This is a genomic window from Streptomyces sp. NPDC044571 (genome assembly GCF_040647115.1).
Classification (GTDB): Bacteria; Actinomycetota; Actinomycetes; order Streptomycetales; family Streptomycetaceae; genus Streptomyces.
In genome coordinates this window covers 87933-114659 of sequence record NZ_JBEZBN010000007.1, presented here as the reverse complement: position 1 = coordinate 114659, position 26727 = coordinate 87933, and the positions used below count along the sequence as shown (strand labels likewise).

The window sequence follows — 26727 nt, the reverse complement described above, 5'->3', positions numbered from 1 at the left end:
GCAACGGGGTTTACCGCGGGCCGTCGGCGGGGCGCGGGCTCCCGCGCCGGGTGGCGCGCTCCAGAGCCAGCAGCGCCGAGTGGTAGGCGCGGCCGGTGGCCCGGACCATCGCGACCTCGCACATCCGGTTCGCCGACAAGTGCAGGTCGAACTCCCGTTCCCCGACCTCCGCGGCCTCTTGGGCGGTCGCCGCGCGCGTCAACTCCGGGTGGAGCATGCCCCGGTCGCCCGCGAAACCGCAGCAGCCCGCGTCGAGCGGAACCACCACCTCGCCCGCGCACGCGCCGGCCACCGCCCGCAGGTCGCCCTCATCGCCCAAGTGGCGCATCGAGCAGGTGGGATGGAGCACCGCCGAGTCCGCGACCTGCCGGATCTCCAGCTCCGGCAGCAGTTCCCGCGCCGCCCACACGACGGAGTCGACGATCCGCAGTTCGTCGTGCAGCACCCGGTTGTCGTCGGTGAGGTACGGGACCACCTCGTGCGCGAGGCCCAGCGTGCAGGACGACGCGTCGACCACGAGCGGCAGCCGCCCGCCCGCCGTCCAGCCCCAGGCCGCCTCCACGATCCGGTTGGCCATCACCCGGTTCCCGGCCTCGTACCCCTTCGAGTGCCAGATGGTCGCGCAGCAGGTGCCGGTGACGTCCGGGGGGATCCACACCGGCTTCCCGGCCCGCTCCGAGACGGCCACCACGGCCTCCGGCAGGGAGGGTTCGCCACGGCCGCCGTGTTCGCCGTTGCCGGCATGGCCGCCATGTCCGCCGTGGCCGCCGTGTTTTCCGCCCGGTCCGCCGAAGATCCGGTTGACGCAGGCCGGGTAGTACACGGCCGCAGCCCCCACCCGCCGCGTCACGGGGAGCCCAGCTGCGGCCGCGCCCGGGAGCTGCGGCAGCCACCGCGGAACCAGGTCGGGCCGTACGGCCCTGCGCACCGCCTCCGTCAGCGCCTCCACCGCACGGTCCCCGACCCGGTCGCGGATCCGGTCGGCGGCGGCCACGGCCAGCCGCGCGGCGCCCTCGACGGCCTTGAACCGCCGGGCGGCGAGTTCGGCGGCACGCTCCTCGCGCGCACTGTGCCGGCGGCGGCGCAGGTCCCTCACCAGTGCACCGGTGTCGATGCCGACGGGGCAGGCCAGGGAGCAGCCGCCGTCGGCCGCGCAGGTGTCCACCGCGTCGTACCCGTACGCGTCGAGCAGCCCGTCCAGCACCCGGGAGCCGGGCCGCTGGCGCATCATCTCCCGCCGCAGCACGATCCGTTGGCGGGGGGTGGTGGTCAGGTCCTTGCTGGGGCAGACCGGTTCGCAGAAGCCGCACTCGATGCAGGGGTCGGCCACCGCCTCCACCTGCGGAATGGTCTTCAGCCCGCGCAGGTGGGCCTTCGGATCCCGGTCCAGCAGGATGCGCGGGGCGAGCACCCCGTCCGGGTCGACGACCCGCTTGGTGCGCCACATCAGCCCGGTGGCCTTCGGCCCCCATTCCAGTTCCAGGAAGGGGGCGATGTTGCGCCCGGTGGAGTGCTCGGCCTTCAGCGAGCCGTCGAACCGCTCGACGGTCAGGCGGCAGAAGTCGTCCATGAAGGCCGCGTACCGCTCCACCTCGGCGGGCCGCGCCGCGTCGAAGGCGAGCAGGAAGTGCAGGTTGCCGTGGGCCGCGTGCCCGGCGACGGCCGCGTCGAAGCCGTGCTCGGCCTGGAGCGCGAGCAGCGCCTCGCAGGCCTCGGCCAGCCGGGACGGCGGTACCGCGAAGTCCTCGGTGATCAGGGTGGTGCCGCGGGCGCGGGATCCGCCGACGGCGGTGACGAAGGCCTTGCGGGCCTTCCAGTAGCCCTCGATGGTGTGCGGGTCCCGGGTGAGGGCGTTGGTGACCGAGGGCACCGGAGCCACCAGGTCCAGTCGGCCGAGGATCTCGGTGGCCCGCCGCTCGTACGCGGCGCGGCCCGCCTCGTCCGCGGCGCGGAACTCGACCAGCAGGGCGGTGGTGTCCTTCGGCAGGTCCGCCCAGTCGCCGGGGACGCCCGCGACGGCGACGGAGGCGCGCAGCGTGTTGCCGTCCATCACCTCCACGGCGCGGGCTCCCGCCTCGCTGAACAGCGGTACGGCGGCGGCCGCGGCGGGCAGCGAGGGGAAGAACAGCAGGGCGCTGGTGCGTTCGCGCTCCAGCGGCAGGGTGTCGAGGACGACCTCGGCGATGAAGCCGAGGGTCCCCTCCGAGCCGACCATCAGCCCGCGCAGGATCTCCACGGGCGTGGTGCCGTCCAGGTATGCGTCCAGCCGGTAGCCGGTGGTGTTCTTGATCTCGTACTTGGTCCGGATCCGGGCCACCAGCTCCGGATCGGCCTCGATCTCCGCCTTGATCTCCATCAGGCCGCGGCACAGCGCCGGCTCCGCGCGCAGGAGTTCCTCGTCGGCGAGCGGGTCGGCGGTGTCCACGACGGTGCCGCCGGGCAGTACGAGGGTGAGGGAGGAGAGCGTGCGGTACGCGTTCCTCGTGGTCCCCGCCGTCATGCCGGACGCGTTGTTGGCGACAACACCGCCGAGGGTGCAGGCGAGGGCGCTGGCCGGGTCGGGGCCGAGCACGCGGCCGTGGCGGGCGAGCGCGGCATTGGCCCGCGCCACGGTGGTCCCGGGCCGGATCCGGGCGCGCCGGCCGTCCTCCAGGACCTCGATCCCGGCCCAGTGGCGGCGTACGTCGACCAGGATGTCCTCGCCCTGAGCCTGCCCGTTGAGGGAGGTGCCGGCGGCGCGGAAGACCACCTCGCGCCCGCGGCCGTGGGCGTACGACAGCACGGCGGAGATGTCGTCCAGGTCCTCGGCGATCACCACGGCCTGCGGGACGAACCGGTACGGGGAGGCGTCGGAGGCGTAGCGGACCAGGTCGGAGACCTTCCACAGCACCTTGTCGGCGCCGAGCAGCTGCATGAGCTCGCTCCGCAGCGGCTCGGGGGTGCCGGCGGCCCGGTGTTCGGGGACCCGGTCGGGGGCGGGGCCGGCGACGCGGTGCGGCCGCAGCGCTCCGGGCTTCGGTTCCAGCAGCGGCATGCGCGACCTCTCGCTACTCGTTCGGCCCAGTCCGGGCGAGCCGACTCGTGGCGACGCTCAGCAGCGGCGCCCCGTCGGGGCGTCCGTGAGGGCGTCCAGCAGGCCGCCGAGCACCTCGCGCTGCCCGGTGGTCAACGGAGCCAGGATCTCCTCTGCAGCGTCCGTTCGCGCGTTGCGCAGTTGCCGCAGCGTGGCGCGGCCCGTGTCGGTGAGCTCGATCCGTATCACGCGCCGGTTCGCCGGGTCGGGGGAGCGGCGCACGCATTGGGCGGCCTCCAGGCCGTCCACCAGCGTGGTCACGGCGCGGGGGACCACTTCGAGGCGGGCGGCGAGATCCGCCATCCGGGGCGGCTGCTCCCCGTCGTAGTGCGAGACGAGGCGCAGGAGCCGACTCTGGGCAGGCGTGATGCCGAGCGGTTCCAGATGGCGCTTCTGGATCCGGTGGAGCCGGCGGGTGAGCCGCAGCAGCTGTTCGGCGAGCACGCCGTCTGTGCTGTCGGTTTCGGAAGCGGTGCTCATACTGGGGAACAGTACCAGGACCAGGCTCATTGTGAGTATAGGTAACAATGAGCTATGCTCGTGCGAGTCTCGTCAGAAGGAGGCCCATGCGCCCCGAGGAACCGAACTGGACCCCATCGAAGGAATCCCTCGACCCCGATCGCCCCGCCCCGGCCGAGCAGCCCCGGCAGCTGCGCCGGATCGTGGGCCTCTTCCGCCCCTACCGCGGCCGCCTCGCCGTCGTGGGGCTGCTCGTCTGCGCCTCCTCGCTGGTCGCCGTCGCCTCGCCCTTCCTGCTGAAGGAGATCCTGGACGTCGCCATCCCCGAGGGGCGCACCGGGCTGCTCAGCCTGCTCGCGCTGGGCATGATCCTCACCGCCGTCGTCACCAGCGTCTTCGGCGTGCTCCAGACCCTGATATCCACCACCGTGGGCCAGCGCGTCATGCACGACCTGCGCACCGCGGTGTACGCCCAGCTCCAGCGGATGCCGCTGGCCTTCTTCACCCGCACCCGCACCGGCGAGGTGCAGTCCCGCATCGCCAATGACATCGGCGGCATGCAGGCCACGGTCACCTCCACCGCGACCTCCCTGGTCTCGAACCTGACGGCCGTGATCGCCTCCATCGTCGCGATGCTCGCGCTCGACTGGCGCCTCACGCTCGTCTCGCTGCTCCTGCTGCCCCTGTTCGTGTGGATCAGCCGACGGGTCGGCCGCGAGCGGAAAAAGATCACCCTCCAGCGGCAGAAGCAGATGGCCGCCATGGCCGCGACGGTCACCGAGTCCCTGTCGGTGAGCGGCATCCTCCTGGGCCGCACCATGGGCCGCGCCGACTCGCTCACCCGCTCCTTCTCCGAGGAGTCCGAGAAGCTGGTCGGCCTCGAAGTGCGCTCCAGCATGGCGGGGAGGTGGCGGATGTCGACCATCGGCATCGTCATGGCCGCCATGCCCGCGCTCATCTACTGGGCCGCCGGCATCGCCCTCCAGTCCGGCGCCCCCTCGCTCTCGGTCGGCACCCTCGTCGCCTTCGTCACCCTCCAGCAGGGCCTGTTCCGGCCCGCGGTGAGCCTGCTGTCGACCGGCGTGCAGATACAGACGTCCCTCGCCCTCTTCTCGCGGATCTTCGAGTACCTCGACCTGCCGGTGGACATCACCGAGCGCCCGGACCCGGTGCGGCTGGACCGGGCCAAGGGCGAGGTGTCCTTCGAGGACGTGTACTTCGCCTACGACGCCAAGCACGGACCGACGCTGACGGGCATCGACATCACCGTCCCGGCGGGCGGGTCCCTCGCCGTGGTCGGCCCGACGGGCTCGGGCAAGAGCACCCTGAGCTACCTGGTGCCCCGGCTCTACGACGTGACCGGCGGGCGGGTCGCCCTCGACGGGGTGGACGTGCGCGACCTCGACTTCGACTCGCTGGCCCGCTCCATCGGCGTGGTCTCCCAGGAGACCTACCTCTTCCATGCCTCCGTCGCCGACAACTTGCGCTTCGCCAAGCCGGACGCCACCGACGAAGAGATCGCCGAGGCGGCCCGCGCCGCGCAGATCCACGACCACATCGAGTCCCTGCCCGACGGGTACGACACCCTGGTCGGCGAGCGCGGCTACCGCTTCTCCGGCGGGGAGAAGCAGCGCCTCGCCATCGCCCGCACCATCCTGCGCGATCCGCCGGTGCTGATCCTCGACGAGGCCACCAGCGCACTGGACACGCGTACGGAGCATGCCGTGCAGCGGGCCATCGACAACCTGTCGCAGGGCCGCACCACCATCACCATCGCGCACAGGCTGTCCACCGTCCGCGACGCCGACCAGATCGTGGTGCTGGACAAGGGCCGGATCGCCGAGCGCGGGACCCACGAGGAACTCCTCGCGGCGGACGGCCGGTACGCGGCCCTGGTGCGCCGGGACCGGGAAGCGGCGCTCACGCCGGAGGCCCCGGGCGCCGGTGAAGCGACCGAACCGGCCCCGGTGAACGTGTGATCGTATGACCGACATCTGAGCCTTATGTCAGAAATGCCGCACCTCGCGGGTTAGCGTGCCTGCATGCGACATGAGCACCGGCCGCCACGGCGGCGCATCCGGCTCACTCGCCGGGGCCGTCTGGCACTCTTCCTCTGCCTACTGCTCCCGATCGGTGTAGCCGTCCTGGTTCCGCTGCTGCGCGGCGGGGGCGGCGGTCAGGCACCCGAGCAGCCCCGCCCGTTGGTGATCCCGGAGGGGTGGCGGGCCCCTCAGGTCTACGCCGCGATCGACCGCGCCCTGCATCTCCCGGCGGGCTCCGCGAAAGCCGCTGCCGCAGCCGCCCCGCTGGCCCTGCCCGCAGAGGCCGGGGGCAACCCGGAGGGCTTCCTCTTCCCGGCGACCTACCCGGTGACCTCCAAGACCACGCCGGCCACGCTGCTGGCGTACATGGTGGAGACGGCCAACCGGAAGCTCGCCACCCCGGCCGTCACCCAAGGCGGCAAGGAGCACGGGATGACCCCGTACCAGACCGCCACCGTGGCCAGCATCGTGGAGGCGGAGGCCGACTCCCGCGCCGACATGGGCAAGGTCGCCCGGGTGGTGCACAACCGGCTGGCGAGGTCGATGCCGCTCCAGATGGACTCCACCCTCAACTACGCGCTGAACCGCAGCACCGTCGACACCAAGCTGAGCGAGACCCGGATCGACAGCCCCTTCAACACCTACCGGCGCCAGGGACTGCCCCCGACCCCGATCGGCAACCCGGGCCTGGAGGCCATGACCGCCGCCGTCGCGCCGACCCCGGGGGACTGGCTGTACTTCGTCACGGTCGAGCCGGGGGACACCCGCTTCTCGGAGACGTACGAGGAACACAAGGAGCACGTCGCGGAGTTCAACCGCGTGCGCGCAGCCGCGACCGGTCGCGCCCACGCGGGGCCCGCTGGCTGACGGCCGATCCGGCCGGTTCGCGGGCGCCTGCGGCCAGCAGGCGGCGGATGTCGCGGGCCGCCGCACCGCCCGCCCGGTTGGCGCCGATGGCCGACGCGGACGGGCCGTAGCCGACCAGGTGGATCCGCTCGTCGCGCGCCGCACGGGTGCCCTCGACCCTGATGCCGCCGCCCGGCTCCCGCAGGCGGAGCGGGGCCAGGTGGTCGATGGCGGCCCGGAAACCGGTGGCCCACAGGATCACGTCGGCCTCCACCTGCCGGCCCTGCGCCCAGGCGACGCCCTCCGGGGTGATCCGCTCGAACACGGGCAGGCGCTCCAGCACCCCCGAGGCGATCCCGGCCCGGACGGCCTCGTTCAGCGCGAGCCCGGTGACGCTGACCACGCTCTGCGGGGGCAGCCCCCGGCGTACCCGCTCGTCGACCAGGGCCACCGCCGCGCGGCCCTCCGCCTCACCGAAGGCTCCGTCGCGGAAGACCGGGGGCCGCCGGGTCACCCAGGTCGTCCGCGCCGCCACCTCGGCGATCTCCAGCAGGTGCTGCACCGCCGAGGTGCCGCCGCCCACCACGACCACCCGGGCTCCCGCGAAGGCCTGCGGCCCCGGGTAGTCGGCGGTGTGCAACTGGCGGCCGCGGAAGGTCTCCTGGCCCGGGTAGCGCGGCCAGAACGGCCGGTCCCAGGTCCCGGTGGCGTTGACCAGGGCGCGCGCGGACCAGGTCCCGTCCGAGGTCTCCACCCGCAGCCGCCCCTCGCGCCCCTCGCGTACCGCGCTCACGTCCACGGGGCGCCGCACCCGCAGGTCGAAGCGAGACTCGTAGGCGGCGAAGTACTCCGCGACGACATCCGACGAGGGCCGCCGCGGGTCCGCGTCCACGAGTTCCATGCCGGGCAACGCGTGCATCCCGTGGACCTTGCCGTAGGTCAGCGAGGGCCAGCGGAACTGCCAGGCGCCGCCCGGCCGCGGCGCGTGGTCCAACACCACGTGGTCGATCCCCGCCCGGGCCAGGTGGTAGGCACTGGACAGCCCTGCCTGCCCGGCCCCGACGACGACCACGTCCCGCATGATTTCGTTCACGGTTCTACCAACCTGGGGCGGGGGCGGGATCTTCCCGGCCTTCCGCGTCCGGGGCCTCAGGAGGTGCGCACGGCCCGTCCCACGGACTCGACCAGCGGCAGGAGCCGGTGCGGGACCCGCTCGCGCAGGGCCACCTCGGTCCGGGTGCGGACCACACCGGGGAGCCGGATGAGCCGCTGGATCACGTCCTCCAGGTGCGCGTTGTCCCGGGCCGCCACCCGGGTCAGCAGGTCCCCGCCGCCCGTGATGGAGAAGGCCTCGATGATCTCGGGTACGGCGGCCAGCGCGTCCCCGACCTCGTCCAGGTACCCCTGGGTGACCTCGATGTGCACGAAGGCCAGGACCGGATGCCCGAGCGCGGCGGGGGACAGGACGGGGCCCGTCCCGGTGATCACCCCGGTGCGCTCCAGCCGGTCCAACCGGGCCTGGAGCGTGCCGCGCGCGATCCCGAGGATCCGCGCGTACTCGCGGACGCTGGTGCGCGGCTGCTCGATCAGCAGGCGCAGGATCCGGGTGTCGAGCTCGTCCACGGCCATGCTGCGACTGTACCCACGGCCCACCGGAACCCCCGCTCCGGCGAGCCATGGTCCACCCCGGCCCGTGTCCCCCGTACGGGTGCGGTGCGTCCGTACGGACCCTCGCGGGGGAATCCCTACCGGGAACCACGACGAGCGGAGACGGTCATGACGGGTCTGCACTGCCTGGTCACCGGGGCCACCGGTTACATCGGCGGCCGACTGGTGCCCGAACTGCTGGCCGCCGGCCACCGCGTCCGGTGCCTGGCCCGCTCCCCGGAGAAGCTCCGCGACCACCCCTGGGCCGACCGCGTGGAGGTGGCCCGCGGGGACGCCACCGACGCCGAGTCCGTCGGCGCGGCCCTGCACGGCATCGATGTGGCCTACTACCTCGTGCACGCCCTGGGAGGCGGCTCCGGCTTCGAGGAGCGCGACCGCTCCGCCGCCCGGATCTTCGCCGAACAGGCCCGGGCCGCCGGCATCCGCCGCATCGTCTATCTCGGCGGTCTGACGCCGGCCGGCATCCCCGTCTCCGAACTCTCCCCGCACCTGCGCTCGCGCGCGGAGGTCGGCGAGATCTTCCTCGCCTCCGAGGTGCCCGCGACCGTTCTGCGCGCCGCCGTCATCATCGGCTCCGGCTCCGCCTCCTTCGAGATGCTGCGCTACCTGACCGAGCGGCTCCCCGTCATGGTCACCCCCAGCTGGGTCGGCACCCGCGTCCAGCCCATCGCGGTCCGCGACGTCCTGCGCTACCTCGTCGGCAGCGCCACCATGCCGCCGGAGGTCGACCGCGCCTTCGACATCGGGGGCCCCGACGTCATCACGTACGAGGAGATGATGCGCCGCTACGCCGCCGTGGCCCGGCTGCCCCGGCGCCGCATCCTGCGCGTCCCCATGCTCACCCCGCGGCTGTCCAGCATCTGGATCGGCCTGGTCACGCCCGTGCCGCGGGCGCTGGCCCGACCGCTCGCGGAGTCCTTGCGCCACGAGGTGGTCTGCCACGAGCACGACATCGCCCGCCACGTACCGGACCCGCCGGGCGCGCCGATCGGCTTCGACGAGGCGCTGACGCTCGCCCTCCAGCGCGTGCGCGAGGCGAAGGTGACCACCCGCTGGTCCTCCGCCGCCCTCCCCGGCGCGCCCAGCGATCCGCTGCCCACCGACCCCGACTGGGCGGGCGGAAGCCTCTACACCGACCGTCGCGCGCTTTCCGTCGACGCCTCGCCCGCCGCACTGTGGACGGTCGTGGAGGGCATCGGCGGAGAGAACGGCTGGTACTCGTTCCCACTGGCCTGGGCCGTACGCGGGTGGCTGGACCGCCTCGTCGGCGGGGTGGGCCTGCGGCGCGGGCGCCGGGACGCGGCCCGGCTGCGCGTCGGGGACTCCCTGGACTTCTGGCGGGTGGAGGAGATCGAACCGGGACGGATGCTGCGCCTGCGCGCCGAAATGCGGCTGCCCGGACTGGCCTGGCTGGAGATGTACGCCGAACCGGCGCCGCAGGCCGCGGCCCCGGGAGCACCGCCCGGCCGGGCCCGCTACCGGCAGCGGGCCCTGTTCCACCCGCACGGCCTCCTCGGGCACCTCTACTGGTGGAGCGTCTCCCCCTTCCACGCCGTGGTCTTCGGCGGCATGGCCCGCAACATCGCCCTGGCCGCGCAGCGGCTCGACGGCGCAGCTCCCGCATCCGTACGGCCCGTACCGGCCGAAGTACCGGACGCCAGCCCACCCACCACGCCCCCTCGGCCCTGACGCGGAGCGACACCCCCATGAACGTCGCGGTGGTTCTCTACACCTCGGACCTGCGCCTGCACGACCATCCGCCCCTGCGCGCGGCCCTGTCCTCCAGCGACCAGGTGGTCCCGCTGTTCGTGCGCGACCCCGCGGTCGACGCGGCCGGCTTCGCCGCGCCCAACCGGCTCGCCTTCCTCGCCGACTGCCTGGCCGACCTGGACGCCGCGCTGCGCGAACGCGGCGGCCGGCTGATCCTGCGCTCCGGGGACACCGTCGCCGAAGTCTGCGCGCTCGTCCACGAAGCCGACGCCGACGAGGTCCACATGGCGGCCGGAGTCAGCGGCCATGCCCGCTCCCGCGAAGAGCGGCTGCGGGCCGCGCTCGAAGCCGAAGGCCGGCGGCTCTACGTGCACGACGCGGTGATCACCGCCACCGCCCCCGGCGCGGTGGTCCCCGCAGGATCCGACCACTTCGCCGTGTTCACCCCGTACTTCCGCCGCTGGGCCGAGTGGCCGCCCCGGCCCGTCACCCCCGCCCCCCGCTCCGTCCGCGTGCCCGAGGCGGTCGGCTCCGATCCGCTGCCCCGGCGCTCCGCCCTCCCCGGGACCTCGCCGGGCCTCGCCCGCGGCGGCGAGAGCGAGGCCCGCCGCCTCCTGACCCGCTGGCTGGGCGCGGGCCTCGCCGGATACGAGGACGCCCACGACGACCTGGCCGGCGACGCCACCTCGCGGCTCTCCCCGCACCTGCACTTCGGCACCCTCTCGGCCGCCGAGGCCGTCCACCGGGCGCGCGCCGCGGGCGGCCCCGGCGCCGAGGCCTTCGTACGGCAGCTGTGCTGGCGCGACTTCCACCACCAGGTGCTGGCCGCCCGGCCCGAGGCCGCCGCGCACGACTACCGCGACCGCCACGACCAGTGGCGAACCGGAGCCGCCGCCGAGGAGGAGACCCGGGCCTGGAAGGAGGGCCGCACCGGATACCCCGTGGTCGACGCGGCCATGCGCCAGCTCCGCCACGAGGGCTGGATGCACAACCGGGGCCGGCTCCTCGCCGCGAGCTTCCTCACCAAGACCCTCTATGTGGACTGGCGGGTCGGCGCCCGGCACTTCCTGGACCTCCTCGTGGACGGAGACCTGGCCAACAACCAGCTCAACTGGCAGTGGGTCGCCGGAACCGGCACCGACACCCGCCCCAACCGGGTCCTCAACCCGGTCCGCCAAGGCCTGCGGTACGACCCCGAGGGCCGCTACGTCCACCGCTGGGTGCCGGAACTCGCCGCCCTCCCCGCCCCGCAGGTCCACGAACCGTGGCGGCTGCCCGGCCCGGAACGCGCCCGCTACGACTACCCGGAGCGGGTCGTGGAACTCGCCGACGGGCTCGACCGGTTCCGGCGCGGGCGGGGCTCCGGCTGAGCGCCCGCCACGGCTCCCGCCCGGCCCCGGGGCCGCCCGGGCGCCGTATCGTGGGCGGGTGGAGAGCGTGCCCCCGACACCCCCGCAGGACCTGCCCCCGGCCGCCCTGAGCACCGGCGCGGTGGCCCGCCGCCTCGGGGTCTCGCCGACCACCTTGCGCTCCTGGGAGCGCCGGTACGCGATCGGCCCGGCCCGCCGGGAGGACGGCCGCCACCGGCGCTGGACCCCGCTGGACATCGCCCGGCTGGAACTGATGTGCAGCCTCACCGCGCGGGGCGTACCGCCCGCCGAGGCCGCCCGGGCCGCGCGCTCCGGGTCCGCCGAGCCGGCCCCCGTGCCCGCCCGCGCCCCGGGTGGTCCGGTGACCCTCCCGCTCGGGACGGTCCGCCCCGAGTGCCGCGGACTCGCCCGGGCCGCCGTACGCCTGGACGCGCCGACCGTGGCCGACCTGCTGGAGGCGGCCCTCGCCGAACACGGCCTGGTCACCGCGTGGGAGGAGGTCGTGGCGCCGACCCTGCACGCGGTCGGCCGCAAATGGGCGACCTCGGGGGAGCGCTACGTCGAGGTGGAGCACCTGCTCTCCTGGCAGATCTCCGCGGCCCTGCACCGGATCCGGCCCGCCGCCGAGGCCGACCGCACCCCGCCCGTGCTCCTCGCCTGCGTGCCGGGCGAGCAGCACAGCCTGCCCATCGAGGCACTGACCGCGGCGCTGGGCCAGCGGGGTGTGCCGGCCCGTATGTTCGGCGCCGCGCTGCCGGCCGAAGCCCTGCACGACGCCGTACGGCGTACCGGCCCGCGGGCCGTCGTCCTGTGGGCACAGTCCCGTACGACCGCTGACCCCGCACTCGCCCGCTCGGTGGCCGGTCTCGAATGGGGGCTGCGGGGCGCCCGCGGGCAGGCCGCGCTGCTGCTCGCCGGGCCGGGCTGGGGCGCCGGGCTGCCGGGCCCCCCCACCGAGCGGCTGCACGGCCTGCGCTCGGCCCTCGCGGTCATCGCACCGCCGCAGCCCCCGCCGGGAGCGAACGGCGCAACTGGTGCAGGGCCCGGCGCATATGGCTCTTGACGGTGCCCAGCGGCAGCCCGGTGCGGTCCGCGATCTGCGCCTGCGTCAGGTCCCCGTAGAAGGCCAGGCGCAGCACCTGCTGCTGCGCCGACGGCAGCCGGGCCAGTTCCCCGAGGATCAGCACCCGGTCCACGGTCCGCTCGGGCTCCGGATGCGGCAGGCTCCCCGGCCGCTCCGCGGCGGGGTGCAGCGTCCTCGCGGCGGCCTCCACCGACCTGGCCCGGCGGGCCCGGGCCTCCAGCGCGTCGGCCACCTTGTGCCGGGTGATACCGGTCAGCCAGGCTCCGAGACCGCCTGGGCCGGGCCGGTAGCGGCCGCGGCCGCGCCAGGCGGCGAGGAAGACCTGCTGCGTCACGTCCTCCGCCTCCCGTTCGTCCCCCAGGCCGCGCCGGGCGAGCGAGTGGACCAGCGGGCGCCAGCGCCGGTAGACGGCCTCCGTGCAGCGCTCGTCGCCCGCGGCGAAACCGGCCGCGAGGCGCTCCTCGCGCTCCTTCTCGTCCATGGCCCGAGCCTCGCGACCCCGCCCCCGCGGGGTAAAGTTGCATCGTTTTCGCATCGAATTTCGGAGTGGGGCGTGCGCGACGGGAGCGGCCCGCGGTTATCGTCCGAAGAATGAGCGACCTGCTGCTGGTGAGGCACGGAGAGACGGCCTGGAGCGCCTCCGGGCGGCACACCGGCCGCACGGACGTACCGCTGACCCCGACCGGAGTCGAGCAGGCGCTCTCCCTGGCGCCTTTCTTCCAGGACCGGCGTCCGGCCCGGGTGCTGACCAGCCCGCTGCGCCGGGCCGTCGCCACCGCCGAGCTCGCCGGGCTGGCCGACGGCGCCGTGGATCCCGACCTGTACGAGTGGGACTACGGCGGCTACGAGGGCGTGACCACGGCGGAGATCCAGTGCACCCGCCCCGGCTGGTCCCTGTGGACGGACGGGGTCCCGCCCGGCGACGCCGAACACCCCGGTGAGAGCGCAGCCCAGGTCGGCGCCCGGGCCGACCGGGTCCTGGCCCGCCTCGCCCCCGTCCTGCGGCAGGACGGGGGCGACGCCGTCCTGGTGGCCCACGGCCACTTCCTGCGCGTCCTGACGGCCCGCTACCTGGGGCTGCCGCCCGAGGACGGCCGCCTCTTCCTGCTCCGCACCGGCACCGTGAGCACCCTGTCCACCGAACACGGCCTCCCGGTGATCGCGGCCTGGAACGCCCGGCCCTGAGCGGACCTGAGCGGGGCGCGGGACCGTCCCTCCCGCGCGCCCGCCCGAGTGCCTGGTGCATTGGTCCGGCCCTGGCCGTTCACCTGCCGTCACGGCTGTGCCAATGGCCCAGTGTCGGCGGCCGGACTTGAGCCAGTGGGTCGGCACGTGCTTATGTGTGTCGTATCCATGTACTTTCGGCGCCGTGCAGCGCCGGGCGGCAACGAGGCCGGCCCGGAGCGCGGTGCCTTCGCCGTGCCCGCCTGCCGCCCACTACCCCCGGGCCGGCGCCGGGCCGGCGCGCACCACTGCAAGGGGGGCGGCACACCGCCGTGAAGAGGATGTTCGTGGCTCCGGATCCGGGGCGTCTGAGACTGCGCAACTCCCTGCGTGCCGTGATCGGCGTCGCCTGCGCCGTGGCCGTGGCCGAGCTCTGCGGCCTCTCCCTCACCGCCTCCATCACGGGAGGCCTCGCGGCCCTGCTCGCCCTGTTCACCGTCACCGACTCCACCGTCCGCGCCCAGCGGGTGACCACCGCCCTGCTTCCCGTGGCGGGATTCCCCGTCCTCGCGCTGGCCACCACCCTGCACGGGATGCCCTTGGCGCGGGACACCGCCTTCCTCGCCGTCGTCTTCGCCGGGGTCCACGCCCGCCGCTTCGGGCCCCGCGGGCATGCCCTCGGGATCTTCGGCTTCATGATGTTCTTCGTCACGCAGTTCCTGCACGCCGTGCCCGGGCAGCTGCCCGAGCTGTACGCGGCCGTCGGGCTGGCGCTGCTGTCCGCGGGAGCGGTCCGGTTCGCGGTGTGGCCCATCGAGCGCAAAACCCCTCCCGCCGCCGCTCCACCGCCGCTGCCCGGCACCGGGCTCGCGCGGCCGACCACGCGGCAGGCCTTCCAGGCGACCGCCGCCTGCGCGTTCGCCCTGGGGATCGGCCAGGCGCTCTCGGAGGACCGCTGGTACTGGGCCGTCGGCACCGCCTGGTGGATCTTCGTCAACACCGCCTCCCGGGGCGAAACGCTGGTCCGGGGCTTCCGCCGGGTCCTCGGCACCGTCCTCGGCATCGCCGCCGGTCTGCTCGTCGCCGTCCCCCTGCACGGAGCGCCCGCGCCCACCGCCGCGCTGGTCGCCGTATGCGTCTTCGGCATCTTCTACACCGCGGCCCCCTCGTACTCCTGGATGATGTTCTTCGTCACCGTCATGGCCGGACTGCTGTACGGGCTCCTCGGGGTCCTGCACCCGGGACTGCTGCTCCTGCGCTTCCAGGAGACGGCGATCGGCGCACTGGGCGCCGCCCTCGCCGTGGTGCTCGTCCTCCCGGTGACCACCCATGCCGCGAACCACGCCTGGATCCAGCGCGCCCTCCACTGCGTACGGGCTTCCACCGCGGCCTCGCTCGACCGCCTCGCGGGGAACCCGGACGCCGACCCGGCCCCGCACGTCGCCGAGCTCGAACTCCTGCTGGCGCGCGTCCGGACGGCCCTCGCTCCGTTGGTCCACCCGCTGAGCCCGCTGCGTGCCCGCAAGGCCCGCGCCCGGCAGGTCCTGGCCCTGCTCGACGACTGCGCGCGGGAGGTGCGCGGGCTGGTCGCGGTCGCCGCCGATCCGCAGGCCTCGCACGACGCCCGCCTGGCCGCCGCGTGCTGGCGGGTGGAGGCGGCGGTCGAGGCGCTGACCGCCCCGGGCGGCATGGCGGAACTCTCCGCTCCGGCCCGCCCCCGGCCGGACGCCGAGGAGCCCGCCCTCGTGCACCTGCACGGCCTGGAGCACGCCCTGGTGGCCCTCCACGCCCCGCTGCGCACGGACCCCCGGGCGCCGCTGGTCATCAGCGCCTGACCGCAAGGGCCCTACCACACGGACTCGGGAGCGGTGGATCCTAAGCCCCTTTGACGCCGAGGGGCGGGCCGATGCGCGACGATCACCCGGTGGGAGTGTTCCGCGTGCGCGGGGCGTCCACCGCTGACCTGCGGCATGTACAACGGGTGATTGTTGAATGCACATTCATCCGGCATGTACAGGGTGGATCTGTTCGGACAGGGGGTAGTCGCCCGGGATGGAAATACTTCAACAGCGCTCGACCGTCACTGAAGTGGCGGAAGCGGCCGAGGAGTTCATCCGACTCTTCCACCGGGAGAATCCGGAGGCCGGTGATCCGCGGCCCCGCCTCGCCGCCGTGCGGGACGAGCTCGCGGACACCGGCACGTACCGGCACACCCCGCAGGAACTCGCCCACGGGGCACGGGTCGCCTGGCGCAACAGCAACCGCTGCATAGGCAGGCTCTACTGGAACTCGCTGCGCGTGCGCGACCGCCGTGAACTCACCGACGCGGACGAGATCGCCGCCGAGTGCTTCGAGCACCTGCGCGAGGCCACGAACGGCGGCCGCGTCAGACCCACCATCACGGTCTTCGCCCCCGACGCCCCCGAGCGCCCCGGCCCGCTGATCTGGAGCGAACAGCTGGTCCGGTACGCGGGCTACGGCGACCACCCCTCCGTCACGGTCGGCGACGCCCGCAACGCCCCGCTCACCCGGGCACTGCTCGACCTCGGCTGGACCGGCGGCGCCGGCAGCCCCTTCGACCTGCTTCCCCTGGTGGTGCAGGGAGTCGACGACAAACCCCGCTGGTTCGACACCCCGCCGGACGCCGTGCTGGAGGTGCCGATCGAGCACCCCGACGAGCCCGGCTGGGCGGACTGGGGCCTGCGCTGGCACGCCGTGCCCGCCATCTCCAACATGTGCCTGGAGATCGGCGGGATCCACTACCCCGCCGCACCCTTCAACGGCTGGTACATGGGCACCGAGATCGGCGCCCGCAACCTCGCCGACACCGACCGGTACAACCTCCTCCCCGCCGTCGCCCGCCGACTCGGCCTCGACCTGTCCAGCGACCGCTCGCTGTGGAAGGACCGCGCGCTGGTCGAGCTCAACCGGGCCGTGCTGCACTCCTTCGACCGGGCGGGTGTCACCATCGCGGACCACCACACCGAGTCCCGGCGCTTCCTCGCCCACATGGAGCGGGAGGAACGCAAGGGGCGCGAGGTGGGGGCGGACTGGTCCTGGATCGTGCCGCCGATTTCCGGCTCCGCCACGCCGGTCTTCCATCGCACGTACGACGACAGCCCGAGCTCTACGGTGTACGTGCACCACGACGGCGCGCGGGAACGGGCCCAAGGACGGGACTTGGTCTAGACCTTCTGTTACGGTCGCCCCACGGAGCGGAACGGCGGAAGGGCGACCTGTGGACGACGTGAACGGCGGGACCGGTACCCAGGGTTCGGCGCGCAGCGCCGGACACCGGGCCTACATCGGCTCCTTCACCTCGGGGGGCGGCCGCGGGATCACCACCGCGGCCGTGGACCCGGCCACCGGGGCGCTGACTTCGCTCACGGTCACCGCCACCCCCGAGAACCCCTCCTGCCTCGCCCTCGCCCCGGACGGCCGGGTGCTCTACGCGGTGAGCGAGGCCGACCGGGGTGCCGCGCTGGCCTTCCGTACCGGACCCGAGGGGCTCACCGCGCTCGGCGCCCCCGTTCCGGTCGGCGCCGCGGGGCCGACCCACCTCAGCACGGCCGGCGGCCGGCTGCTGACCGCCAACTACACCTCCGGCAGCGTCAGCAGCCTGCCGCTCGCCGCGGACGGCAGCCTCTCCGGGCCCGCCGCCGTCCTCGCGCACCAGGGCAGCGGCCCGGACCCCGAGCGGCAGCAGGGGCCGCACGCACACCAGGTCCGGCCCGACCCGACCGGCCGCTGGGTGCTGAGCGTGGACCTGGGCACCGACTCGGTACGGGTCTGCGCGCCCGACCCGGCCACCGGCGGGCTGCGCGTGCACGCCGAGACGGTGCTCCGGTCCGGGTCCGGGCCGCGCCACCTCGCCTTCCACCCCGAGGGCGACGTGGTCTACGTGCTGCACGAGCTGGAGCCGCAGATGACCGTCTGCCGCTGGAACGGGGTCGCCGGGCAACTGGAACCGGTGTCGGAGGTTCCGGTGGCCCCGGAGGGTGTTCCTGGCGCCCCGCGGGCCTATCCCTCGGTGGTCGCCGTGTCGGCGGACGGGCGCTTCCTGTGGGCTGCGGTGCGCGGCGCGGACACCATCGCCGCCTTCTCGCTCGCCGACGGAGCCGAGAAGCCGCAGGCCGCCGCCACGGTGGGCTGCGGCGGCAGCTGGCCACGCGATCTCGTCGCCGATCCGTCGGGGCGCCGGCTGTACGTGGCCAACGAGTGGTCCGGAGACGTCACCTGGTTCGACCTGGACCGCGTCACCGGCGAGCCGCGCCGGGCCGGGTCGGTGGCCGTGCCCGCGGCCGCCTGCGTGGTCTTCGCCCCCGTGCCCTGACCGCCGCGCACGACCGACGAGGGCCCGCTCCCGGAATCCCGGGAGCGGGCCCTCGTCCGCGGCAGGACGGACCGGTCAGTGGGCGGCAGCGCCCAGCGTGAGCCCGAGCGCGGCGGAGTACTGGGTGACGACGAGCTTGCCGAGCGCCGGGTAGGCGCCGAGCACCTCGGCGGCCGCACAGTCGGCCTCCTTGCACGCCGTGTCCAGCAGCCCCTCGGCGGCTTCCGGGCCGATCAGGTACGGGGCCAGTGCGAGCTGCGTGGAGCCCTCGCTGCGCAGCTGCTCGGCGACCGAGGCCACCGAACCCTCCTGGTCGAGCGCGGCGGCCTTGACGGGCACGGCGAGGCGGGCGGCCAGCAGCATGCCGGTGACCGCGGCGACCTGCACCGCCTCCTCGCCACCGGTCGTGGCCACGACGATGCCGTCGGCAGCGGTGGTCACGGTGAACAGACGGGCGCGGTCGGCGCGCGCCAGACCCGCCTCGGAGAGCCGCACGTGCAGGCCCTCGGCGAGCAGGGGGTGCGGGCCGAGCACCTCGGCCAGCTCGACGGCGGCCGAGGAGTCCATGACGGCCCGGCGGATCCGGCGCAGCAGGTCGGCGTCCGGGCCGGCCAGCAGGGGGACGACCACGGCGTCCGGGCCGGTGGGCGCGGGCACCTCGTGGCCGGCGGCGCGGGCGAACTCCGCGCGCGCGGTCCGCTCGGCCGCGACCGCGGTCAGTACGCCTGAGAGGGACGGGAACTCGGAGCCCTCCTCGTCGACGCCGTCGAGGAAGCCGATGCGGGCGTCCAGGCCGGGCAGCTCGGAGCGGCCGATGCTGGTGATCTCTTCCGCGAGCCCCCGCGAGGCGGCCGAGGGGACACCGGGCACGGCGAGCACCAGCGCGGGCGCGCCCTCGGGCGCCACCGCGGGCTCGGGCCGGCGGTGCCGCCCGGTCTGGCGGGGTCGCGGCATTCGTACGGGCAGGCCATGTTCGGGCCCAGTGGGGGAGCTCATGGCGCCGCATGCTACTGGTTCACCGGAACCCGGTGTTCGGGCAGGGCCCAGACGAGCGGCGTTTGTCCCTATTTATCCGTTGAATGTCGTATAAGGTTCAACCGTCGGTCAACTCGCGGTCGGCAGACGCCAGTCGACCGGCTGCGCACCCTGGCGGACCAGCAGGTCGTTCGTCCGGCTGAACGGTCGGGAGCCGAAGAAGCCGTTGTCGGCGGACATGGGGGAGGGGTGGACGGACTCCACCGCCGGCAGGGAGCCGAGCAGCGGCCGCAGATTGCGCGCGTCCCGGCCCCACAGGACCGAGACCAGCGGCTTGCCGCGGGCGGCGAGCGCCCGGATCGCCTGCTCGGTGACGGCCTCCCAGCCCTTGCCGCGGTGCGCGTTCGGCTTGCGCGGGGCGGTGGTCAGGGAGCGGTTGAGCAGCAGAACGCCCTGCCTGCTCCAGGGAGTCAGGTCGCCGTTGGCCGGACGAGGCACCCCGAGGTCGGAGTGGAGCTCGCGGAAGATGTTGTCCAGGCTCGGCGGTACGGGGCGCACCTCGGGGGCCACGGAGAACGACAAGCCCATCGCGTGCCCCGGGGTGGGATACGGATCCTGGCCGACGATCAGCACTTTGACCTCGTCGAAGGGCTGCTGGAAGGCGCGCAGCACATGCGCCCCGGCCGGCAGGTACGTTCGGCCCGCGGCGATCTCGGCGCGCAGGAAGTCTCCCATCGCGGCGATCTGCCCCGCCACCGGCTCCAGAGCCCGGGCCCAGCCCGGCTCGACGATCTCGTTCAACGGTCGTGCTGCCACAGGCGGTCACTCTACTGGCTGCACCGCAACGCCCGGCCACGGCCACCGCCCTACGCGTCCAGCACCGCGGCCCGTACGCACAGGACGTCCGGCAGGTGTTCGGCCAGCAGCTGCCAGCTGTCCCCGTCGTCGTGGCTGGCGTACAACTCGCCGTTGCGGTTGCCGAAGTAGACCCCCGCGGGATCGGCGTCGTCGGTGCACAGGGCGTCGCGCAGGACCGTGCCGTAGTGGTCCCCGTCCGGCAGTCCTCGGGTGAGCGGTTCCCAGGTGGCGCCCGCGTCCTGCGTACGGAAGACCCGGCACCGGTGCTCCGCGGGCACCCGGTCGGAGTCGGCGTTGAGCGGGAAGACGTAGGCGGTGTCCGGCCGGTGGGGGTGGGCGGCCACGGCGAAGCCGAAGTCGGAGGGCAGCCCGCCGCCGATGTCGGTCCACCGCGCGCCCGCGTCGTCGCTGCGGTACACGCCCCAGTGGTTCTGGAGGTACAGCCGCCCGCGGTCGCCGGCGTCCTGGGCGATCTTGTGCACGCACTGGCCGAACTCCGGTTGCGGGTCCGGCAGGAACACCGCCGAGACACCCCGGTTGGACGGGGTCCAGCTCGCCCCGCCGTCCGTGGTCCGGAACACCCCGGCCGTGGACACCGCCACCGTCACCGCGTCGGGGTCGGCCGGATCGGTCAGCACCGTGTGCAGGCCCTCCCCGCCGCCGCCCGGCATCCAGCTCTTGCGGGTCGGGTGCTCCCACAGCGGGCGGACCAGCTCGAAGGACTGCCCGCGGTCGGCCGAGCGGAACAGCGCGGCGGGCTCCGTCCCGGCATAGACCACGTCCGGTGCCTCCGGCCCGGCCGGATGCAGCTGCCACACCCGCTCCAGCGAGGCACCGGTGTCCTTGGGGAACTTGACGGCGGGCGCGGCCGGTTCCTGCCAGCTCGCCCCCAGGTCGTCGGAGCTGAACACCGACGGCCCCCAGTGCGCGCTGTCCCCGCCGACCAGCAGCCGCGGGGCCGGGCCGCGCCGGTCGACCGCGACGGCATACACGGCCTGGGCGTTGAAGTGGGGGCCGTCGAAGTCCCACGGCCCGCCGCCCCGCCTGCGGCCGATGAAAAGACCCTTGCGGGTCCCCACGAGCATGAGCACATCGGACATGGCCGACACCTCCGGACTGCGTTGTCCCGGTCGTCTGCAGAGCATCTTCCGGCCAGTCTGCACCTCCCCGCCGACAGCGGCCCGGCGGGCACACGCTGCTCTGACCAGCCGATCACCATCGATCAACCGTGTGTGAAAAGGGGTGGCTACTTGATCGTAGGAGGGCGGGAGGAGTTGACTTTCAGCCCCTGCCGCCGCACGCGAGAGGCACTACGTGGTCACCGAGCACCTGTCCCCGCTCGACCTCGCCTTCTGGCGGATCGAATCCGCCACCCATCCCATGCACCTCGGAGCCCTCGCCGTCTTCGACGCGACACCGCGGACCGACGCGCCCGTTGCCGACCGCCCCGGGACCGACCGCCCCGGCGCCGCCCGCCGTGGCAGCGCCGCCCGCCGCCCCGGCGCAGCTCCCCGCCCCGATGCGGCCGCCCGAGCCGCCGAGCTGCTCGCCGCCCGCTGCGACGCCGTGCCCGGTCTGCGCCGCAGGATCCACGACGTGCTGCTGCCGGTCGGCGCAGCCGCCTGGTCGCCCGACCCGGACTTCGACCCGGCCCGGCACGTGTTCCTCGTACGGACCGGCGATCCGCAGCGGGCCGCCGGGCCGCTGATGGCGCGCCCGCTGGACCGGGACCGGCCGCCCTGGGAAGCGCATGTACTGGCCGGACCGGACCCGGACTCCTTCGCGGTGCTGTTCAAGTTCCACCACGCCCTCGCCGACGGGCTCGGGGCCCTGGCGCTGGCCGCCGCCCTCTTCGACGAGGGCTGCGCCTTCGCGGGTCCCGAGCGGCCCGCCCCCGCCCCGCGGCCCGCCCGCTCCCTGTTGCGCAGCCTGCCCGCAGTGCTGACCTCCCGCTTCCAGGACGTCGGCCAGGCCCTGGAGATCGGAGCCGCGGTGGCCCGGGCCGGGCTGCCCGTCGGCGTCCCGGCCGCCCTGGCCGCTCCGGTCCCGACCGGGCCCGGAACCCGGGCGGTCGCGGGTCTCGCCCTCGACCTGGACGAGGTCAACCGCATCCGGAAGGTCTCGGGGGGCACCGTCAACGACGTGCTGATCGCCGTCGTGGCCGGCGCGATGCGGCGCTGGCTCGTCGGCCGGGGCGACGGGGAGCCCACGGGCGCCGGGCCGCGCGCCCTGATACCGGTGTCCCGGCGCAGACCGGGTGGCGGCGCCAAGCCGTACGGGAACCGGCTCTCCGGCTACCTGCTGAGGCTTCCCCTCGCCGAACCGGACCCGCTGCGCCGCCTGGAGCGCGTCCGCACCGGCATGGACCGCAACAAGGAGGCCGGACCCGCCCGCGGGGCCGGGGCCGTCGCCCTGCTCGCGGACCACGTCCACCCGCTCGGCCACCGTCTCGGCGGCCCCTTCGTCGCGCAGGCCGCCCGGCTGCTCTTCGACGTCCTGGTCACGAGCGTCCCGCTGCCGAGCTTCACCTTCTCCCTCGGCGGCAGCCGGGTCCGGGAGGTGTACCCGCTGGCCCCGCTGGCCCGCGGCCACTCGCTCGCGGTGGCGGTCTCCACGTACAAGGGAACGGTCCACTACGGCCTGGTCGCCGACGCGGCGGCCGTCCCGGACCTCCCGGACCTCGCGCAGGCCCTGCGCGCCGAGCTGGACGACCTGGTACGGGTGGTGCGCTGCTAGGACGCCCGGACGGCCGCCCAGGCCTCGGGGACCAGGAGCCCGGGGCGGAGCCCGCGCGCGGGATTGGGCTAGCCGGTCGGGCGGTCCGCGGCGGCCGCGGTCAGGAGGCCGGTCCAGTCGGGGATCTTCACCGAGCCGCGGCCCAGGGAGCGGCCGAGGGCCGCCTCGGCCGTTTCGATCGCCAGCCAGCCCGGCCACTCCACCGGCTCCAGGCCCGCCGCCCGCAGGGCGTCCAGGGGGTCGTCCGGAAGCTCCCGGCGGGCCAGCGCACCCGCGTCCTGGAGCAGCGAGGAGGCGGTCTCCTTGGCGCAGGGGCGGTTGGTGCCGATCACCCCGGTGGGGCCGCGCTTGATCCAGCCCGCCACGTACTCGCCGACCGAGACCCGGCCCCCGCGCAGCACCCGCCCGGCCGCATGCGGGACCGTGGCCGTCGCCGGGTCGAAGGGGAGGCCCGGCAGCGGGACGCCCTGGTAGCCCACCGAGCGCAGCACCAACTGCGCCTCGACGTCCTCGTACTCACCCGTTCCGGTGACACCGCCCCGCCCGTCCGGAGCCGTGCGCTCGAAGCGCACCCCCGAAACCCGGCCGCCGGGGCCGCCCAGCAGCTCCACCGGGCGCAGGTAGAACCGCAGGGTGATGGCCCGCGGCGTCCCGTCGGGGTCCTGCTCCGCCCAGCCGCGCAGCACCTCAAGGTTGCGCCGGGCGACCGCGGGCAGCGCGGCGGCGGCGCCCGGGTCGGCATAGGCAGGGTCGAGGGCGAGCTCCGCGGGGTCCACCCGCACGCCCACACCCGGCAGCGTGCCGAGCTCCCGCAGCTCCTTGGTGGTGAACTTCCCCTGCGAAGGACCGCGTCGGGCGACCATCGCCACCGACCGCACCCCGCTGCCCGCGAGCACGCCGAGGGCGGGCTGCGGCATGTCCGTCGGCGCCAGCTCCGGTTCGCCCCGGGCCAGCATCCGCGTCACGTCCACCGCGACGTTGCCCGCCCCGATGACCACCGCCGAGCCCACCCCGGCCAGGTCGAATGCCTCTGCCGCCGTATCGGGGTGTCCGCTGTACCAGGCGACGAACTCGGTCGCGGAATGCACCCCGGCCAGCTCCTCGCCGGGAATCCCCAGCAGCCGGTCGCGCGCCGCCCCCACGCAGTACACCACCGCGTGGTAGAGCTCCAGCAGTCGCCCGGTGGACAGCAGGGGCCCGCCTACCTCCACATGGCCGAGGAAGCGGATCCGCTCGTCCTCCAACACCGTGCGCAGGCTGCCCTGGAGCGACTTGATCTTCTCGTGGTCGGGGGCGACCCCGTACCGCACGAGGCCGTACGGCGCCGGCAGCCGGTCCAGTACGTCCACGCGGACGCCCGGCACCTCGCGCTGCTGGACCAGTGTCTGAGCGGCGTAGACCCCGCTGGGGCCCGAACCGACGACGGCGACACGAAGCACGGCGGAGCTCCTCCCGCAGGTGTTCTCCAGCATGACACCAGGCCCCGCGCCCGTCAGCCCATCGCGCGCATCCGGTGGATCTCGGCGCTCTGGGTGGCCACGACCTCGTTGGCCATCTCCTCCACCGCGCCGTTGTTCCCGCCGGCCAGCACCTCGGCGGCCATCTTCACGGCCCCTTCGTGGTGGGCGGTCATCAGCCGCAGGAAGAGCCGGTCGAAGTCCGCCCCCCGGGCGCCTGCCAGCTCGGCCAGCTGCTCCTCGCTCGCCATGCCGGGCATGGCGCCGTGGTCGTGGCCGGCGCCGGCCCCGGCGGAGGGCTGCGGGTAGCGCGCCAACCACTTCTGCATGGCGGAGATCTCGGGCTGCTGAGCGGCCGAGATCCGCTCGGCGAGCCGTTTGACCGGGTCCGCCGAGGCCCGCGCCGGGACCAGCGCGCTCATGGCGAGGGCCTGGCGGTGGTGTTCGATCATGTGCTGGACGTAGGTCCGGTCGGCCGCGTTCGGACTGTCGTCGGGCTGCCGTCGGGCCGCCTCCCCGGGGGAGAGGGTGCGGGCCGCTTCGCCCGGTCTGCCGGGGGCGATGACTGCCGCGCCGTCCTGTTTCCCCTCGTCCGCACCGTCCCCGCCCCGGCAGCCGGCCAGCGCGAGCAGGACCGCGGCGGCCACGGCCGCCCCGGCGGTCCGGCCGAGTAACCCTTTTGCCATGTCCATGAAAGGAACATACTGCCGGGGTCCAGGTTCCGTTCCCACCCCGGACGGAATCGACCGGACTTCGATGGGAGGGCACAGTGACCTCAGAGCGCACCACCGGCGCGCGGCGCAGAAGCCTGTCCGTGGCCGCCGCCGCGGCCGGGCTGCTCGCCACGCTGCTGGCAGCCGGCCCCGCGTCCGCCACCCCCGACCCCGGCGACTTGTCGCCGGGCGGCGCCTTCCGGCAGGGCGCCGCCCCCGCCGCAGGACCGGACGTGGGCCGCGAACTCGCCCCCGGCGAGATCCCCGGCCAGGACGAGGTCGTCCACAGCGCCAACGTCAAACCCCTGGCCAACATCCCCAGCACCTATCCGGGCGTCATCAACTCCGACCTGGCCTTCCAGGGCAAGTACGCCTACGCGGGCAACTACAACGGCTTCACGATCTACGACATCGGCAATCCCAAGGCCCCGAAGGCCGTGAGCCAGGTGCTCTGCCCCGGCGGCCAGAACGACGTGTCCGTCCACGGCGACCTGCTCTTCCTCTCCACCGACTCCTCGCGCAGCGACGACTCCTGCAACAGCGTCTCGCAGCCCGCGACGGAGAAGTCCTCGTGGGAGGGCATCAAGATCTTCGACATCAAGGACAAGAAGAACCCCAAGTACATCAAGTCCGTCGAGACCAACTGTGGCTCCCACACCCACACCCTGGTGCCGGGCGGCCGCGACATCTACCTCTACGTGGCCTCGTACTCGCCGAACGAGGCCTTCCCCGACTGCCGGCCGCCGCACGACGGCATCTCCGTGGTCAAGGTCCCGAAGAAGGCCCCGACGCAGGCGGCGGTCGTCGCCTTCCCGGTCCTCTTCCCGGACGGCGGCAACCCGGGCGCGCCCACCAACCCCGGCGTCTCGAAGACCACCGGGTGCCACGACATCACGGTGCTGCCGTCCAAGAACCTGGCCGCCGGCGCCTGCATGGGCGACGGCATCCTCTTCGACATCAGCAAGCCCGAGCAGCCGAGGGTCATCGACCGCGTGCAGGACAACGTGAACTTCGCGTTCTGGCATTCGGCGACCTTCAACGAGAAGGCCGACAAGGTGGTGTTCACCGACGAGCTGGGCGGCGGTGGCGGCGCCACCTGCAACGAGGCCACCGGCCCGAACCGCGGTGCCGACGGGATCTACAACATCACCGGCAGCGGCGACCAGCGCAAACTCGTCTTCCGCAGCTACTTCAAGATCCCGCGCCTCCAGGCCGACACCGAGAACTGCGTGGCCCACAACGGCTCGCTGATCCCAGTCGCCGGCCGCGACATCATGGTCCAGGCCTGGTACCAGGGCGGGGTCTCGGTCTGGGACTTCACCGACTCCGCCGATCCCCGGGAGATCGGCTACTTCGAGCGCGGTCCGCTCACCACGGACGCGCTCGGCCTCGGCGGGTCCTGGTCCGCGTACTACTACAACGGACACATCTACTCGAACGACATCACCAAGGGCCTCGACGTGCTCCGGCTCGACGACTGGCGCACCGAGAGCGCGAAATGGGTGTACATGGACCGGCTCAACGTCCAGAGCCAGCCCGCGTATCACTGATCCGGCCGCGGGCCCTGCGCGCCGCTGAGCGGAAACGTTCCGTCGGGCGGTCCGCCGTCCGGCGGGACGCCGAGCTCCCAGTCCAGCCCGTAGCGCTGGAACAGCTCCGCCCGCAGCCGGGCCGGCGGCATGGGCGCGCCCGGCAGCAGCACCGCCACCACCGCGCCCATCAGCAGCGCCCGCAGCAGCGGGTAGTCGGTGTCCACGTCCGCCGAGCCGTACCGGGTGACGGTGTCCCGGAGCAGCTGCGCCAGCCGCTGCTGCTCCGGGCACTGCACGAAGCCCTCGGCCTGCAGGATGCCCGCCATGTGGGTCCGCATCAGCAGCGGCTGGTCGCGGGCCAGCCCGAGGATCGCGTCGATGGCGCGGGCGAGGCGCTCGCGGCCGTCGTCGGTGCGCGGCTCCCGCTCCAGGGCGGCGTCCAGCGTCAGATGCATCAGCCGGTGCACCGCCGACTGCAGCAGCTGCCGTTTGCCCGGGAAGTAGTACGACACCAGGCCGCGGGCCGTGCCCGCCCGGTCGGCGATGTCGCCGAGCGTCGTGGCCTCGTAGCCGTGCTCGGCGACGAGTTCGACCGTGGCCTGGAGCAGCCGCTCCCGGGAACGTCTGCGCAATTCTTCATTGACCGATGCGCTGCGCGGGGACATGCTTACTCCTGCGTTGACTGGCTCCCAGCCAATATACTCAGC

General features: G+C 74.1%; 22 protein-coding genes. 11 read left to right on the top strand and 11 right to left on the bottom strand.

From position 1 onward, the window contains the following. Window positions 1-10: 10 nt before the first annotated feature. Window positions 11-3034, bottom strand: coding sequence for an FAD-binding and (Fe-S)-binding domain-containing protein (locus AB0B01_RS06000; protein WP_361713360.1), 3024 nt, complete (start codon window positions 3032-3034; stop codon window positions 11-13). Between the two features lie 57 nt (window positions 3035-3091). Then, window positions 3092-3553, bottom strand: coding sequence for a MarR family transcriptional regulator (locus tag AB0B01_RS05995; protein ID WP_361713358.1), 462 nt, complete (start codon window positions 3551-3553; stop codon window positions 3092-3094). Between the two features lie 86 nt (window positions 3554-3639). Between AB0B01_RS05995 and AB0B01_RS05990 the strand changes: the two genes are divergently transcribed. Together AB0B01_RS05990 and mltG are read left to right on the top strand one after the other, a co-directional pair. After that, a complete protein-coding gene (locus AB0B01_RS05990; protein WP_361713356.1) occupies window positions 3640-5511 on the top strand; it encodes an ABC transporter ATP-binding protein in 1872 nt (623 codons plus the stop codon). A gap of 63 nt (window positions 5512-5574) precedes the next feature. Beyond that, window positions 5575-6441 carry an endolytic transglycosylase MltG gene (gene mltG / locus AB0B01_RS05985; protein WP_361713354.1) on the top strand — a complete coding sequence of 289 codons (867 nt, stop codon included), beginning with the start codon at window positions 5575-5577 and terminating at the stop codon, window positions 6439-6441. On the opposite strand, the gene AB0B01_RS05980 is transcribed toward mltG, so the two are convergent. Further along, window positions 6386-7501, bottom strand: a complete 1116-nt coding sequence (locus tag AB0B01_RS05980; RefSeq protein ID WP_361713449.1) for an FAD-dependent oxidoreductase — start codon at window positions 7499-7501, stop codon at window positions 6386-6388. The two genes, mltG and AB0B01_RS05980, sit on opposite strands and share 56 nt — an antisense overlap. A gap of 68 nt (window positions 7502-7569) precedes the next feature. Continuing rightward, complete coding sequence (locus AB0B01_RS05975; RefSeq protein ID WP_361713352.1) at window positions 7570-8049, bottom strand: Lrp/AsnC family transcriptional regulator; 480 nt, start codon at window positions 8047-8049, stop codon at window positions 7570-7572. Window positions 8050-8196: 147 nt separating this feature from the next. Between AB0B01_RS05975 and AB0B01_RS05970 the strand changes: the two genes are divergently transcribed. From AB0B01_RS05970 to AB0B01_RS05960, 3 genes are read left to right on the top strand one after another with little or no spacing between them, the layout of a single operon-like run. Continuing rightward, the gene (locus AB0B01_RS05970; protein WP_361713350.1) at window positions 8197-9777 is read left to right on the top strand and encodes an SDR family oxidoreductase; all 1581 of its coding nucleotides are present in this window, start codon (window positions 8197-8199) and stop codon (window positions 9775-9777) included. A 17-nt stretch (window positions 9778-9794) separates the two neighbouring features. Then, the gene (locus AB0B01_RS05965; protein WP_361713348.1) at window positions 9795-11168 is read left to right on the top strand and encodes a deoxyribodipyrimidine photo-lyase; all 1374 of its coding nucleotides are present in this window, start codon (window positions 9795-9797) and stop codon (window positions 11166-11168) included. A gap of 58 nt (window positions 11169-11226) precedes the next feature. Next, window positions 11227-12231 (top strand): MerR family transcriptional regulator, encoded by a 1005-nt coding sequence (locus AB0B01_RS05960; protein ID WP_361713346.1) that lies wholly within the window; start codon window positions 11227-11229, stop codon window positions 12229-12231. Here AB0B01_RS05960 and AB0B01_RS05955 read toward each other — a convergent pair. Beyond that, window positions 12158-12733, bottom strand: a complete 576-nt coding sequence (locus tag AB0B01_RS05955) for a sigma-70 family RNA polymerase sigma factor (protein ID WP_361713344.1) — start codon at window positions 12731-12733, stop codon at window positions 12158-12160. The two genes, AB0B01_RS05960 and AB0B01_RS05955, sit on opposite strands and share 74 nt — an antisense overlap. A gap of 110 nt (window positions 12734-12843) precedes the next feature. Between AB0B01_RS05955 and AB0B01_RS05950 the strand changes: the two genes are divergently transcribed. The 4 genes from AB0B01_RS05950 to AB0B01_RS05935 all read left to right on the top strand — a co-directional run bounded on the left by AB0B01_RS05950 (window position 12844) and on the right by AB0B01_RS05935 (window position 17749). Continuing rightward, complete coding sequence (locus AB0B01_RS05950) at window positions 12844-13437, top strand: histidine phosphatase family protein (protein WP_361713342.1); 594 nt, start codon at window positions 12844-12846, stop codon at window positions 13435-13437. Between the two features lie 320 nt (window positions 13438-13757). After that, window positions 13758-15251 (top strand): FUSC family protein, encoded by a 1494-nt coding sequence (locus AB0B01_RS05945; protein ID WP_361713447.1) that lies wholly within the window; start codon window positions 13758-13760, stop codon window positions 15249-15251. 217 nt (window positions 15252-15468) lie between these two features. Further along, window positions 15469-16605 carry a nitric oxide synthase oxygenase gene (locus tag AB0B01_RS05940; protein ID WP_361713340.1) on the top strand — a complete coding sequence of 379 codons (1137 nt, stop codon included), beginning with the start codon at window positions 15469-15471 and terminating at the stop codon, window positions 16603-16605. A 49-nt stretch (window positions 16606-16654) separates the two neighbouring features. Next, complete coding sequence (locus AB0B01_RS05935) at window positions 16655-17749, top strand: lactonase family protein (protein ID WP_361713338.1); 1095 nt, start codon at window positions 16655-16657, stop codon at window positions 17747-17749. A 75-nt stretch (window positions 17750-17824) separates the two neighbouring features. Here AB0B01_RS05935 and AB0B01_RS05930 read toward each other — a convergent pair whose 3' ends face one another. The 3 genes from AB0B01_RS05930 to AB0B01_RS05920 all read right to left on the bottom strand — a co-directional run bounded on the left by AB0B01_RS05930 (window position 17825) and on the right by AB0B01_RS05920 (window position 20682). Beyond that, window positions 17825-18745, bottom strand: a complete 921-nt coding sequence (locus AB0B01_RS05930) for a hypothetical protein (RefSeq protein ID WP_361713336.1) — start codon at window positions 18743-18745, stop codon at window positions 17825-17827. A gap of 108 nt (window positions 18746-18853) precedes the next feature. Further along, window positions 18854-19540 (bottom strand): uracil-DNA glycosylase, encoded by a 687-nt coding sequence (locus tag AB0B01_RS05925; protein WP_361713334.1) that lies wholly within the window; start codon window positions 19538-19540, stop codon window positions 18854-18856. Window positions 19541-19590: 50 nt separating this feature from the next. Then, complete coding sequence (locus tag AB0B01_RS05920; RefSeq protein ID WP_361713332.1) at window positions 19591-20682, bottom strand: exo-alpha-sialidase; 1092 nt, start codon at window positions 20680-20682, stop codon at window positions 19591-19593. A gap of 214 nt (window positions 20683-20896) precedes the next feature. Here AB0B01_RS05920 and AB0B01_RS05915 point away from each other — a divergent pair, with 214 nt between their 5' ends. Further along, entirely contained in the window at window positions 20897-22318 is a 1422-nt protein-coding gene (locus tag AB0B01_RS05915) for a wax ester/triacylglycerol synthase family O-acyltransferase (protein WP_361713330.1), read from the top strand. Window positions 22319-22386: 68 nt separating this feature from the next. Here AB0B01_RS05915 and AB0B01_RS05910 read toward each other — a convergent pair whose 3' ends face one another. Together AB0B01_RS05910 and AB0B01_RS05905 are read right to left on the bottom strand one after the other, a co-directional pair. Further along, on the bottom strand, window positions 22387-23757 hold the full coding sequence (locus AB0B01_RS05910) for an FAD-dependent oxidoreductase (RefSeq protein WP_361713328.1): 1371 nt from the start codon (window positions 23755-23757) through the stop codon (window positions 22387-22389). A 53-nt stretch (window positions 23758-23810) separates the two neighbouring features. Further along, complete coding sequence (locus AB0B01_RS05905) at window positions 23811-24467, bottom strand: DUF305 domain-containing protein (RefSeq protein WP_361713326.1); 657 nt, start codon at window positions 24465-24467, stop codon at window positions 23811-23813. Window positions 24468-24544: 77 nt separating this feature from the next. Here AB0B01_RS05905 and AB0B01_RS05900 point away from each other — a divergent pair, with 77 nt between their 5' ends. After that, the gene (locus tag AB0B01_RS05900; RefSeq protein WP_361713324.1) at window positions 24545-26038 is read left to right on the top strand and encodes a hypothetical protein; all 1494 of its coding nucleotides are present in this window, start codon (window positions 24545-24547) and stop codon (window positions 26036-26038) included. On the opposite strand, the gene AB0B01_RS05895 is transcribed toward AB0B01_RS05900, so the two are convergent. Beyond that, the gene (locus tag AB0B01_RS05895) at window positions 26032-26685 is read right to left on the bottom strand and encodes a helix-turn-helix domain-containing protein (protein ID WP_361713323.1); all 654 of its coding nucleotides are present in this window, start codon (window positions 26683-26685) and stop codon (window positions 26032-26034) included. The genes AB0B01_RS05900 and AB0B01_RS05895 overlap by 7 nt on opposite strands. Window positions 26686-26727: the final 42 nt, after the last annotated feature.

What these genes read in the sequence shown, in the direction of transcription:
- AB0B01_RS06000 (WP_361713360.1), bottom strand. Translation starts at nt 3,034, where the DNA reads ATGCCGCTGCTGGAACCGAAGCCCGGAGCGCTGCGGCCGCACCGCGTC.
- AB0B01_RS05995 (WP_361713358.1), bottom strand. Translation starts at nt 3,553, where the DNA reads ATGAGCACCGCTTCCGAAACCGACAGCACAGACGGCGTGCTCGCCGAA.
- AB0B01_RS05990 (WP_361713356.1), top strand. Translation starts at nt 3,640, where the DNA reads ATGCGCCCCGAGGAACCGAACTGGACCCCATCGAAGGAATCCCTCGAC.
- mltG (WP_361713354.1), top strand. Translation starts at nt 5,575, where the DNA reads ATGCGACATGAGCACCGGCCGCCACGGCGGCGCATCCGGCTCACTCGC.
- AB0B01_RS05980 (WP_361713449.1), bottom strand. Translation starts at nt 7,501, where the DNA reads ATGCGGGACGTGGTCGTCGTCGGGGCCGGGCAGGCAGGGCTGTCCAGT.
- AB0B01_RS05975 (WP_361713352.1), bottom strand. Translation starts at nt 8,049, where the DNA reads ATGGCCGTGGACGAGCTCGACACCCGGATCCTGCGCCTGCTGATCGAG.
- AB0B01_RS05970 (WP_361713350.1), top strand. Translation starts at nt 8,197, where the DNA reads ATGACGGGTCTGCACTGCCTGGTCACCGGGGCCACCGGTTACATCGGC.
- AB0B01_RS05965 (WP_361713348.1), top strand. Translation starts at nt 9,795, where the DNA reads ATGAACGTCGCGGTGGTTCTCTACACCTCGGACCTGCGCCTGCACGAC.
- AB0B01_RS05955 (WP_361713344.1), bottom strand. Translation starts at nt 12,733, where the DNA reads ATGGACGAGAAGGAGCGCGAGGAGCGCCTCGCGGCCGGTTTCGCCGCG.
- AB0B01_RS05950 (WP_361713342.1), top strand. Translation starts at nt 12,844, where the DNA reads ATGAGCGACCTGCTGCTGGTGAGGCACGGAGAGACGGCCTGGAGCGCC.
- AB0B01_RS05945 (WP_361713447.1), top strand. Translation starts at nt 13,758, where the DNA reads ATGTTCGTGGCTCCGGATCCGGGGCGTCTGAGACTGCGCAACTCCCTG.
- AB0B01_RS05940 (WP_361713340.1), top strand. Translation starts at nt 15,469, where the DNA reads ATGGAAATACTTCAACAGCGCTCGACCGTCACTGAAGTGGCGGAAGCG.
- AB0B01_RS05930 (WP_361713336.1), bottom strand. Translation starts at nt 18,745, where the DNA reads ATGAGCTCCCCCACTGGGCCCGAACATGGCCTGCCCGTACGAATGCCG.
- AB0B01_RS05920 (WP_361713332.1), bottom strand. Translation starts at nt 20,682, where the DNA reads ATGTCCGATGTGCTCATGCTCGTGGGGACCCGCAAGGGTCTTTTCATC.
- AB0B01_RS05905 (WP_361713326.1), bottom strand. Translation starts at nt 24,467, where the DNA reads ATGGACATGGCAAAAGGGTTACTCGGCCGGACCGCCGGGGCGGCCGTG.
- AB0B01_RS05895 (WP_361713323.1), bottom strand. Translation starts at nt 26,685, where the DNA reads ATGTCCCCGCGCAGCGCATCGGTCAATGAAGAATTGCGCAGACGTTCC.